Raw genomic sequence first — 12,194 nt, 5'->3', positions numbered from 1 at the left:
GTATTACACATTCATTATTTACCTTAGCAAGGGACTCAAATGACAAATGAGATCCAGTACACAGCCTAGAATTTAAACAATTCAAATTAACAAATTTACAACCTTCCACCACAAAGCTATGGTATTGGATTGAGGTTTTTCTCAATAACAAAATCTGCCACTGACGATATGCCATATCACCAAGTTGTTTTTTATAGCCTTTGAATAAAACAAAACCTCACTTGATCGTGAGGCCTTAGACTGGTCGTTGTTATAAACGATAGCTAACAAATTTTGCTACATAAATTGGGGTTAGCTACTACAACCACCCGAATGTACTCGATTCATATCATCACCAACCTGATCTGCTCCAGTTAGACTGGACACCGCATTAAGCGACATATTGTTTTTCAAAGTTAACTGGACTTAGATACCCAAGGGCACTGTGCCTTCTTGTTCGATTATAATCAACTTCGATATATTCAAAAAGTGCTTGGCGCATCTCTTCTCGCGTCATTATCGGCTCGTATTGAACGGCTTCTACTTTCATTGAGTGGAAAAAGCTTTCAACACAGGCGTTATCCCAGCAATTTCCCTTCCTACTCATACTTTGTTTTAGATTATGGGCTGAGATTAAGTCTCTGTAATCTTTTGAACAATATTGGCTACCTCTATCACTATGGATAATTACCCCTTCGGGCATGCCTCTACGGAACAATGCCATTGATAGCGCATCACAGACCAGAGTCGCGGTCATTCTGGTGCTCATTGACCAACCAACTACTTGCCGTGAGTACAAGTCGATAACAACCGCCAAATACATCCAACCTTCGCTTGTCGCTAGATAGGTAATATCTCCAGCCCATTTTTGGTTTGGTGCTGTCGCATTAAAATCTTGCTCTAGCAAGTTCGGGGCAACAGGAAGCCTATGCTTGCTGTCTGTCGTACATTTAAACTTACGGGCTGCCTTCGCGACTAAGCTCTGGCGCTTCATGCTCGTGGCAATGGTTTTTACATCGTGCTTATTACCATTTGCCTCAAGTTCTTTTTGAATACGCCTTGCACCGTCGCGTTCCTTTTTATCATCAAAGACTTCTCGAACTTTGCTGTCAAGCTGCTTTCGGTGCTCGTTGCGTTGAGTGACTTTATGGCGATTATCAATCCAATAATAAAACCCACTTCGAGAAACCCCAAACACCTTAGCCATACGGACAATCCTATATTGCATAAGGTGTTCGAGCATAAACTCATAGCAATCTACTTTAGATTTTTCGCGAAGTAGGTGGCGGCCTTTTTTACGATATCTAGCTCTTCAGCTTGCTCAGCCAATAACCGTTTGAGTTTGGCATTTTCAGTGGCGAGTTCCCTTTCTCTATCGCTGATTTTCGCATCTTTTTTGACGGCTTTACGCCATCCATAAATTTGAGATTCATACAACGATAGCTGTCGTGCCGCAGCAGCGACACCGACTTTCTCTGCCAACTTAAGTGCTTCGGATTTAAATTCAGGAGCATGTTTGATTCGTGTTTTCTTAGTTGTCATTGTTCACCTCGTTAGTGATTGTACTCACTTAACTCAGTGTCCAAAACTTCTGGTGCAGATCAACCTGTGATTCAGACCCCGTAGATTGGCATCCTGCCACGAATAATAGCGTTACAGATAAGATAAGCCATTTCATAATAATTCCTCTTTTAGTCATGACTAAAGCATAGTGCTTAAAAAGCGCGGATACCTCAGCTATTAACTAAAGCCTTACCTGTCGATAAAGCCTTGGTTAATGAATAAAGCATCGCTTCATTAATTAAAGACCTGCTTTTGTACAAAAAACTTTCACTCCTATGAATAAAAATTGCACAAGAGTGAAAAAGAGGACAGTTATCGAGCTAAGAATAAGAGCTATAAGCTAATCACTCGTCGCCAAGCGCACCGCCGCCTCTGCATGAATGGCTGTAGTATCAAACAAAGGAGCATCAGTATGTTGTTGCTGAATCAGTAAGGCGATTTCAGTACAGCCCAGAATAACGGCCTCTGCACCTTGTTGGCCTAGCTTCTCAATGATTTGACGATAGACAGCTCGAGATTCTTCTTTTACTTCACCTCGGCACAGCTCTTGGTAAATGATGTTGTGCACTTTCTGTCGGTCACTCTCATCTGGAATCACAACATCAATACCGAACTTGTTAGTCAGGCGTCCTTTATAGAAATCTTGTTCCATCGTAAAAGCAGTACCGAGCAATCCGACTTTCTTTACGCTCTGTTCAAGCAGCTTCTGCGCGGTGGTATCAGCGATATGTAATATAGGAATCGTGATCTTCTCTTCGATCTCAGGCACAACCTTATGCATGGTATTGGTACAGATCAGAATGAAGTCCGCGCCGCCTTTCTCAACAGATAATGCCGCGTCAGCTAAAATATCGGCCGTCTCAGCCCAACGGCCTTGGTGTTGTAACTTTTCAATCTCGTTGAAGTTCACGCTGTACATACAAACCTTTGCAGAGTTAAGCCCGCCCAGCGTCGCTTTAACACCTTCGTTAATGGATTTGTAATAGCTCATGGTCGATTCCCAACTCATACCACCAAGCAAACCGATCGTTTTCATTTTTTATTCCTTTAATTTCTGACTATCCCGATTAAAACGTCATGCGTTAAAAATTTATAGTACGTTCTTGCTGAAAATGAGACGAAGCCTTCGCTATTTAGCAAAAAAGCTCGAATGAACCATCCGAGCCTTTGTTGTTTTATCTGAATGTTTATGAGCGTTAATACACCTCACACCAATCGGATTTCATGTCGATTAACGTCCAATCATCTCTAGAGTTCGCTTCATCGAGTGCTTTATCTAGCTTGCCCACATGGGACTCACGATCATATTTCCACTCTCGCTCAGCATCAGTATGGTGAACAATCATCGCCATTGAGTTGGGTTGGCTGGTTGCCCATTGCATCATAGCTTGGTCACCGTCTGAGTTACCGACCGCTAGAATAGGTTTCTTACCGATAATATGCTGAATATTGGTGACCTTTCCGGCTTTGTCATCAATGGTCAAAATGGACGAATCTTTGGTAACGGTCGGATTGCCGTTGTTATAGCTGTAGTTGTATTTAAGTGCGCTACCGATGATCTGCTCTGACGGGATATTGTAAGCCTCAGGAGCCCACACTCTCATGAAGTCAACACCACCTCCCGACACAATGTAAGTTTTGAAGTCATTCTCTTGCAGGTAGGTCAGCATCTCTTTCATTGGCTGGTAAGTTAGGTCTGTGTACGCTTTATTGAAGCGCTCGTCTTTTTCTACCGCCAACCATTGCTTAACCTCTTGTTGGTAGTCTTCGACTGTCATACCAGAGTGTGTCGCCATGATGATTTTCAATAAACCTTCTTCGCCACTGCCCAGAACTCTCTCAATATCATCTTCGAGTACAAACTTAAACGGTGCTTCCGTTTTCCACTCAGGGTGCTCAGGCGCCATCTCTTTTACACGATCTAGTGCAAAGGCCAGCTGGAAGTAATAAGGCTTTTCTGACCAAAGCGTACCGTCGTTATCGAATACAGCGATGCGATCTTGGGCCGCAACGAACGTATCAGACTCTGCTTTGGTGGTTTGCCCAACAAAATCCACGATGGCGGATTTACTCTCGCTATCTTTCCAAGATGGCAACAAATTGGGGTCACAATCCTTAGCAAAAGATGAGAAAGAGAGGCTAGATAAAATCGCAACTGACAAAAGGTTTATTTTCTTCATAGCAACTACCATGTTATTGAATTATTTGTAGGGTTTAATTCAATTCATCCTAGTTGTTCTACTCTGATTTTCCACTTATGAACACTATAACCAATACTCATGTTGGTATTAGATTAGTGCCACAACAAGGACTGACCGAGAGTGCTATACGACGTATTTCTCGAGAATTAAGATTTTAAAAGAGACAAACAAAAAGCAGAACTTCAATTCCTCAAAGCTCTGCTTTAACAATCCATGACTGCTTACGCTCTGCGCTTTTTGAAAGCGTGCCAACCAGCGCTGAAAATTGTTTTTAACACCACACCGAGTGCGCTTAGTTTTGGGTCGGCGTTCTTGCCAGAGGCAATGCGCCACATCTGATGTTCATACCAAACCAGCCCGACCATCGCCACTTTGTCTAATGCGGGTTTACCTGTGGTTGGCACCGTTAGCGGCATGCCGTGGCTAGGGTTTTCAATTAACTTGTTAGGGAAATCAGGATCAACCGCCATTGTGCGCGCAATGCCAATAAAATCGGTCGCCGAGGTGTTTAATGCTTCATTCATTGCTTGCGCGGTTCGAAAACCTCCCGTGACCACCAGCGGTGTACTCACGAGTTTTCTCGCCTTCACCATGTAATCCATAAAATACGCTTCACGTTTTACTGTGCTGGACTTGATTGATTCAGCTTTGCTCTTTGAACCCATCATTGATGGACTTTCATAGGTGCCGCCAGAGATCTCAATCAGGTCGATACCGTTATCACTCAGTGTTTGCACAACCTGCATCGACTCTTCTTCAGTGAAGCCACCTTTCATGAAGTCAGCACTGTTGAGCTTAATTCCGACAGGGAAATCTTCACCGACCTCTTTTCGAATCGCACGATAAACCTCAAGCACAAAACGAAGTCTGTTTTCAAGTGATCCACCCCATTTGTCTTGGCGTTGATTGTGTCTAGAAGACAAAAACTGACTGACCAGATAACCATGAGCACCGTGAATCTGTACACCAGTAAAACCCGCTTGTTTTGCAAGCTTTGCACTCAGCGCGAATTTATCAATGATTGCGATTATTTCCTTCTCAGTCAGAGCTCGTGGCGTATTAAAGCCTTTTTCTAATCCGCGCTCTAAAGAGATAGCTGAAGGGGCAACCGGGCTATCACATAAGAATTTAGGAATTTGCTTACCTGGGTGATTCAGTTGCATCCATATCTGCGAACCATTCTGTGTTCCAGCCTTCGCCCACTCACGAAATACGCTTAAATCACTGTGCTCATCCAACACCACGTTTTTAGGTTCACCAAGCGCACCTCTATCGACCATCACGTTGCCCGTCATGGATAGGCCAATTCCTCCTTGAGCCCAACGCTGGTAAAGCGTGACTAAACCTTGCTTAGGGTTATGATGTTTATCACCTAGCTGTTCACTCATTGCCGATTTGAACAGGCGATTTTTGATCACTTGGCCATTAGGAAGAGAAAAAGGGTCGTTGAGGCAGATTGGATTCATGCGCGTGGTTACTTTCTTGGGTTTATATATTGCGTCCAGTATGCCCTATTTTATCTGACAGTTCTGAGCATTTAACGCCTATTTCGAAGCAATTTCTGCTCAACAATCAAAACCAGCAGCATAACAACCGACATGAATCAATTATCAACAGGAGCTCAAAAATCGGAGCTAGCACTACAACATTACGCTAATCAGAAAGGCTCTAACGCCCTTTACGCTCATAGTAATTGTCGTTATTGTGATTCTCTACACCATCATCACAAGGACTGTCTGAGAGTTATGAACAGCACGATTGAAACTATTCTGGGGCACCGCTCCATTCGTCAATATACCGATCAACCAATAGAGAAGGAGCACCTCGATTTAATTGTCCAGGCAGGTCTCGCTGCGTCATCATCAAGCTTACTGCAGGCTGTTTCTATTGTGAGAGTGACAGACAAAGAGAAGCGAAAGCTGCTAGCAGAATACGCAGGCAACCAAGCTTACATTGAAAGTGCGGCTGAGTTTTTAGTATTCTGCATCGACTATCAACGCCACGCTCAAATCAACCCTGAGGTGAAAACCGACTTTACTGAACTGACACTGATTGGCGCGGTCGATTCAGGCATCATGGCGCAAAACTGCATGCTGGCTGCTGAGTCTCTTGGCTTAGGTGGTGTGTACATCGGAGGCTTGCGCAACAGCGCTCAACAAGTCGATGAACTACTTGAGCTACCACTACACACTGCCGTGCTATTTGGGATGTGTTTAGGTCACCCGGTACAGCAACCTGAGATTAAGCCTCGCCTTCCTGCTCATGTGGTGATGCACGAGAACCAATACCAGCCGTTGAGCTTAGACGAAATTGCTCGCTACGATGATTCAATGCAATGCTACTACGCGAATCGCTCAAGTAATCAGAAGCAGAGCAGTTGGTCACAGCAGATCACTCAAAAGCTGTCTGGCGAATCTCGTCCGCATATCCTGCCTTACCTAAACAGCAAGGAGCTGACTAAGCGATAGAGCAAAAGCCGCTCTGAAGACAGAAAGAGATTCCGGTGAGCGAGCCCCGTTTTAGCAACACAAACAAAAATGTCAGCGTACGATACGCTGACATTTTATTAATCCGGAGGCCGCTAGCTTACAGATATTTCTCTATCGGAAGTAATTGTAGAAAGCCAGACTGCATTCTCTCCCACTTGCCAGTTTCAGGTTCGCTGTCCCAGCTTTGCTCACCGGAATACCAATACACATCACCGTCTTCCAGTTCCAAGCGCCAGCTATTATCTTCACTCATCGCTTGCTCAATAGTGTCCGCTAATGTTTCAGCAATACCTTTGTTCTTGATGATCAAAACCGATTCCGTATTGAGGTAGGTAGAACGTAAATTGAAGTTAAATGAGCCAATGCTCGCGATACTGCGGTCAAATACCACTGATTTAGCGTGCAGACCATAAGCTGTCTCAGGTGCACATTTAGACACGTCTTGAGTCGATGCTTCACACAGCTTGGAATCTGGTTTTAGCTCAAACAAATCGATGCCATGTTCTAACATGTCGTAGCGTCTGCCCGCGTAAGCAGAGTGATTGGTCACCAGATCATTAGAAGCCATTGAGTTAGTCAATGCTTTGGTCTCGACGCCGCTTTTGTTCAACACTTGCCACTCTTCTAATTGGCCGTCATCAAATACTAGGTAAGCCGATTCTAGCAAGATCTCTTTCTTCGATTCACTGGCTAGCTGACCTAACAGAACTGCGGTCGCTTTCGGTTGATCGGTATTATCTGAGTCAACTGGAACGGGTCGGTCATAAGCGAAACTCGCGTTAACCCAAGTCATCTCACCAAGTGCCTTTTTTAGCAGGCTGTCTGCCGCTTCACGATCTAATGGTAGCTCTGGGTAATTCAGATATTGCGGAGCGGCAATATTCTCAATTTTTGAGATATCGGGTTGTTCTTCATCGCCCAACATATCGACTGGATAAGACCATCGGCTGTTCCAGTATTCGATAAAGCTAGTTTGGATAGTGGTGACGACTGAGCCCATGACCAATACATCACGATCTCGGAAGTTAATCTCATCGGAAAGGTCAAAGTATTCATCACCAATATTGCGCCCACCAACCACAGACAAAGTGCCATCCACGGTAAACGATTTATTGTGCATGCGACGATTTAATCGAGAGAAATCGCCAAGGAAGCTTAGCCACTTACTGAAACCACGGCGTGTTGGCGTTGGGTTGAAGATACGAATCTCGACGTTAGGGTGCGCATCCAGTGCTGACAACAAACCTTCACGTTCGTTGAGGTTGATATCATCCAACATCACTCGAACCTTCACACCACGCTCGGCTGCTGCCAATAAACGGCTGGCTAGGTAACTGCCCGATTCGTCAGAGTTCCAGATGTAATATTGAATATCGATGGTGTGTTCTGCACTTTCAACCAACGCCAAACGCTGTGCCAATGCATCCCAACCAGACTCTTGTAAACGAACGGCGGTAGTCGCCTGCTCTGATGCTTCTGGTTGATATTCATCCGCTAAAACCGACAGAGTGCTTGGTCCATAAGAGGTATACGGTTCTACAGGATGGTCGATGCCTTCTGGCAATGAAGAACAGCCACCAAGAATAGCGACTAAAATTAAGGTTAAACTGATGCGTTGGAGCACAGGCATGTGTCTGACTTCCTTTTCACGGTGACATCTTAGAAACTGTCCCTACAGCTTTGCGACTCACAAGCTGTTCAGGTCTATTCATTGATTATTACTGCTAAAGCCTGAAATTTATAGGTAATTATCCACTATAAATGAAACATCAGTACTCCATCGAGAGCAGCACATAGCTAAACCGCGCCCTGAAACCCTCACCTTTGCTCTGAAATTACTGCGATCTCAACTGTTCGATAGCCAAACAATAAAGGCCTAAAGGCTTTCTTACCACCTCAACCGTAATCTCTGTTCTATCCGGGTTACAGTTCAATGCAAGCGCATAACCGTGCAAATAGTCCACTAGCAAGTGAAGGGCGTCTTCGGTTTGTTCTGATGTAAGGTTCAGCGGACTCAACACCGCTTCAAAGCGTTCACCAAACACCTCAACAGGCCCAAGCGATTTCATCGTTAGTAGAGTTTCTAGCAACCCACGGTAGTCATTCAATACCGACAAGTAACTCACACTAAGCTGATAAAGGTTCTCTTGCCACACTTGGTTTTGCTCAGGCTGTGCCACTTCACCTACTAATGAAACAGTGATCGACTCCAATAGATCATTTTTGTTTTTGAAGTAATGGTATATCGCCATCGCATCGACGCCGAGCTCTGTGGCTAACCCTCTGATACTCGGCACTTTACCACCTTCCCGCATCATGCACTTTGCCGTATCTAAGATCTTTTCGGCACTTAGTTGGCTTGATCCACTCTTTGGTCGACCTCGCTTTTGATCCTTGACAGTCATAACACCACCTCTTAAATTTATATTTCTACACTGTAGAATATTTTAATTTAATACAGCGTAAATGCCAAGTTTCTGTTCAATTTCGGAGTTAACAATGTCAAATATTGTCTTTATCGGTGCGAGTCTTGATGGTTACATTGCAGACAAAAATGGTGGTCTAGATTGGCTACAAGCCATCCCAAATCCAGAAGGTGATGACATGGGGTACAACGCCCATATCGATCGTATCGATGCTTTGGTAATGGGCCGAAACACAATGGATATGGTGCTGAGCTTCGGTATTGATTGGCCTTACACAAAACCTGTTTATGTATTGAGTAACACGTTGACGGAAGTACCTAAAGAGGTTGAAGGTAAAGTGTTCTTGATAAAGGGTGAGCTCACTCAGATCATCGAAGAGCTGAACGGTAAAGGCTTTAACAACCTGTATATTGATGGCGGTGTGACCATTCAAAACTTCCTGAAAGAAGACCTGATTGATGAACTGATCATCTCGACGATTCCCGTTGTTCTTGGTGGCGGATCTCCGCTATTTGGTAACTTAGTCTCTCCTCTCGACTTTACGCTCAAAAACGTCACGACTTACCTTGATGAGATCGTCACTACTCACTACTTACGTAAGTGTTAAATCTGTTGTTCGCATAAAGGTTATGTACCGATCAACACTGAATGACTGCATACATTAACAAACAACAAAAAGCCCGTTCATAATGTCTGAACGGGCTTTTTAATCAAACAAGAATATTCGCTAAGCTGGAGACTCGCTCAGTGTTGGCTCAGATACTGTTGTTTGTTGTTTCTGCCATTTATCCACGACCAGTGCAGCAATCATGTCACCTTCTACGTTTACCGCCGTACGGAATGTATCTAACGGGCGTTCAATTATGAGCAGAATCGCGATCGCTTCCAGTGGTATACCAGCAGCCAATAACACCAGCTGCATGCCAGACATAGACCCAGATGGCATGCCCGGAGCTCCCACAGAAGAGACCATCGCCATAATGAAGATCATCACCAAGCCAGAAGTAGTGAGATCCACACCAAACAGTTGAGCCAAGAAGATCGCAGCAACCCCTTCGAAGAGTGCCGTACCATCCATGTTCATCACTGCACCAAGTGGCAACACCATGCTACTCGTACTTTGCGATACACCGAGCTTTTCTTCTGCACTCTTCATCGCCAAAGGCAATGTAGCGGAGCTTGATGACGTTGCGAACGCCATCGCCATCGGTGCCGAGATACCTTTGAATAGTGTGCTGAGACGAATCCCAGTCATCACCTTCGCAATAGTCGGCAAGACAATCGCTCCGTGGATCAGAGTCAGCACAAACACGAGCAAAGCAAACAGTGCCAATTGCTCAAACAGTGACTCACCACCACGAACGGTAAAATCGAGGACAATGGCGAAAACCGCTAGTGGAGCTAAACGAATTATCCAACCAACAATGGTATTGATGCTCTTGTTCAAGCCATGAAGCACCTCAAAAATCGGGTGTTTTTCTGGCAATGAAGAAAGCAGAGCAATACCCAACATGAATGAGAACACAACAATCGCGAGCAAGTTACCATTGGTTAATGCCGCTACCGGGTTCACTAATGCCATGCTAAACAGCTTGCTGGCAATAGCAGCTCCTCCTGCCGCATCTTCGCTGATAAGCTGAACATCGTCTCCAATCGCAGCAACGCTGGTTAAAGGTTCCCAAGCAGGCAACAACAGTGAAGCCCCCAAGCCCAAAGAGATGGCTATCAGCGTCGTGAAGCTATAGAAAAGTACGGTATTTCGGCCAATTTGCTTCAATCGAGTTATCGAACCAATGCTTGTTATACCTTGCAATAGCGAGAATAAAACTACCAAGCCAACGACCATTTTTAGCAAGCCGATATAAGTAGTTTTGCCAAGCATTAAGAACTGATACCACCCCGTTTGGGTAATGCCAGAGGTTGAAGCAATAAGTTGTGCAAAAAGCCATGCAAGCAAAGCAGCTAACATTAACTGAAGAGGTAAAGAGTGGCGAAGTTTAGTCAACATAAGGACAATTCCAGTAACCCTGTAGGACAATTCAGATACCTTTATTAAAGGGAACAACCTTTAATAAAAATATTCCTTGGTAAAGTGTGCCTAGGAAAAAATAAAGTCCGTTAGAGATTCAATCTAACGGACTTTATGAAAACCAGATGAGGTTTAAGATTTAAGGCTATTTATCCATGTGTAGAACAGTACGGATAGACTCGCCTTTGTGCATTAGTTCGAATGCTTCGTTTACGTCTTCAAGACCCATAGTGTGAGTGATGAACTCTTGTAGTCCGAACTCACCCGCCATGTAACGGTTTACGATTTCTGGAAGCTCAGAGCGGCCTTTAACACCACCGAAAGCAGAACCACGCCATACACGACCTGTTACTAGTTGGAACGGACGAGTTGAGATCTCTTGGCCTGCACCTGCAACACCAATCACAACTGATTCACCCCAACCTTTGTGGCAACACTCAAGCGCTTGACGCATCACGTTTACGTTACCGATACATTCGAATGAGTAATCAACACCACCGTCTGTCATCTCAACGATAACGTCTTGGATTGGCTTGTCGTAGTTCATTGGGTTGATGCAATCAGTAGCGCCAAGTTGTTTTGCTAGCTCGAATTTGCTCTCGTTGATATCAACACCTATGATTTTGCTTGCACCCGCCATACGAGCACCGATGATTGCAGAAAGACCGATACCGCCTAGGCCGAATACAGCAACTGTGTCGCCTTTTTCAACTTTAGCTGTGTTCAGTACTGCACCCATACCTGTGGTTACGCCACAACCTAGAAGACAAACTTCCTCAAGAGGTGCTTCTTTGTTTACTTTCGCTAGTGAGATTTCTGGAAGTACTGTGTACTCAGAGAAAGTAGAACAACCCATGTAGTGGAAGATTGGCTCACCGTTGATAGAGAAACGGCTTGTGCCATCTGGCATTAGGCCTTTACCTTGAGTTTCGCGAACCGCTTGGCAAAGGTTAGTTTTACCAGACTTACAGAATTTACATTCGCCACACTCAGCTGTGTAAAGTGGGATCACGTGGTCGCCAACTTCAACGCTTGTTACGCCTTCGCCAACCATTTCAACGATACCGCCACCTTCGTGACCAAGGATAGAAGGGAAGATACCTTCTGGATCGTCACCTGAAAGAGTGAATGCGTCAGTGTGACAAACACCAGTAGCAACGATACGAACAAGTACTTCGCCAGCCTTTGGCAGTTCAACGTCAACGGTTTCACGCTTTAGCGGCTCACCCGCTTTCCAAGCAACCATAGCTTTAGATTGGATATGAGTTTGACCAGGTTTGATTTCGATAGTCATGTGATATTTCCTATATTAGTCAGTCAACGTTGAGCTTGTTTGTTATCGCTCTCTCGTTTTGTTGGGGCTAGTATAGGTAGGGATATTAATTTTGATAATCCCCTATTTTTGGAAATGATTATTACATATTGGTAATAATGAATCGAGAAAGCTAAGTCCCTCACGTACACATAGAGAATCGCTCTAATGTAGATGATGGAAGTATTCAGTAAA

Annotated in this window: 10 protein-coding genes; 2 read left to right on the top strand and 8 right to left on the bottom strand. The window is 44.5% G+C overall.

Annotated elements, in window-relative coordinates:
• Positions 1–370: 370 nt before the first annotated feature.
• From BCU34_RS17020 to BCU34_RS17005, 4 genes are all read right to left on the bottom strand, one after another.
• Positions 371–1,521, bottom strand: a protein-coding gene (locus BCU34_RS17020) for an IS3 family transposase (protein ID WP_102480628.1) whose coding sequence is annotated in 2 segments (ribosomal slippage) — positions 371–1,278 and positions 1,278–1,521 — 1,152 coding nt in all. Because the reading frame shifts where the segments join, the coding sequence is not laid out codon by codon here.
• A 361-nt stretch (positions 1,522–1,882) separates the two neighbouring features.
• Entirely contained in the window at positions 1,883–2,578 is a 696-nt protein-coding gene (locus BCU34_RS17015) for an aspartate/glutamate racemase family protein (protein WP_102431542.1), read from the bottom strand.
• Positions 2,579–2,738: 160 nt separating this feature from the next.
• Entirely contained in the window at positions 2,739–3,722 is a 984-nt protein-coding gene (locus tag BCU34_RS17010) for an HAD family hydrolase (protein ID WP_102480559.1), read from the bottom strand.
• 242 nt (positions 3,723–3,964) lie between these two features.
• Entirely contained in the window at positions 3,965–5,209 is a 1,245-nt protein-coding gene (locus tag BCU34_RS17005) for an NADH:flavin oxidoreductase/NADH oxidase family protein (RefSeq protein ID WP_102480558.1), read from the bottom strand.
• Between the two features lie 279 nt (positions 5,210–5,488).
• On the opposite strand from BCU34_RS17005, the gene nfsA reads away from it, so the two are divergent.
• Entirely contained in the window at positions 5,489–6,211 is a 723-nt protein-coding gene (gene nfsA / locus BCU34_RS17000) for an oxygen-insensitive NADPH nitroreductase (RefSeq protein ID WP_102480557.1), read from the top strand.
• A gap of 118 nt (positions 6,212–6,329) precedes the next feature.
• On the opposite strand, the gene BCU34_RS16995 is transcribed toward nfsA, so the two are convergent.
• Together BCU34_RS16995 and BCU34_RS16990 are read right to left on the bottom strand one after the other, a co-directional pair.
• The gene (locus tag BCU34_RS16995) at positions 6,330–7,862 is read right to left on the bottom strand and encodes a phospholipase D family protein (RefSeq protein ID WP_102480556.1); all 1,533 of its coding nucleotides are present in this window, start codon (positions 7,860–7,862) and stop codon (positions 6,330–6,332) included.
• 205 nt (positions 7,863–8,067) lie between these two features.
• Entirely contained in the window at positions 8,068–8,637 is a 570-nt protein-coding gene (locus BCU34_RS16990) for a TetR/AcrR family transcriptional regulator (protein ID WP_102480555.1), read from the bottom strand.
• Positions 8,638–8,698: 61 nt separating this feature from the next.
• Between BCU34_RS16990 and BCU34_RS16985 the strand changes: the two genes are divergently transcribed.
• Positions 8,699–9,265, top strand: coding sequence for a dihydrofolate reductase family protein (locus BCU34_RS16985; RefSeq protein ID WP_102431537.1), 567 nt, complete (start codon positions 8,699–8,701; stop codon positions 9,263–9,265).
• 120 nt (positions 9,266–9,385) lie between these two features.
• On the opposite strand, the gene BCU34_RS16980 is transcribed toward BCU34_RS16985, so the two are convergent.
• Positions 9,386–10,666: a dicarboxylate/amino acid:cation symporter gene (locus BCU34_RS16980; RefSeq protein WP_102480554.1), complete on the bottom strand. Its 1,281-nt coding sequence runs from the start codon at positions 10,664–10,666 to the stop codon at positions 9,386–9,388.
• Positions 10,667–10,832: 166 nt separating this feature from the next.
• Positions 10,833–11,981, bottom strand: a complete 1,149-nt coding sequence (locus BCU34_RS16975; RefSeq protein WP_017631496.1) for an S-(hydroxymethyl)glutathione dehydrogenase/class III alcohol dehydrogenase — start codon at positions 11,979–11,981, stop codon at positions 10,833–10,835.
• Between the last annotated feature and the right edge of the window lie 213 nt (positions 11,982–12,194).

Origin of the sequence: Vibrio sp. 10N.286.45.E10 (assembly GCF_002874195.2) — a bacterium.
GTDB lineage: Bacteria > Pseudomonadota > Gammaproteobacteria > Enterobacterales > Vibrionaceae > Vibrio > Vibrio crassostreae.
This window is presented reverse-complemented; position numbering and strand designations above follow the sequence as displayed.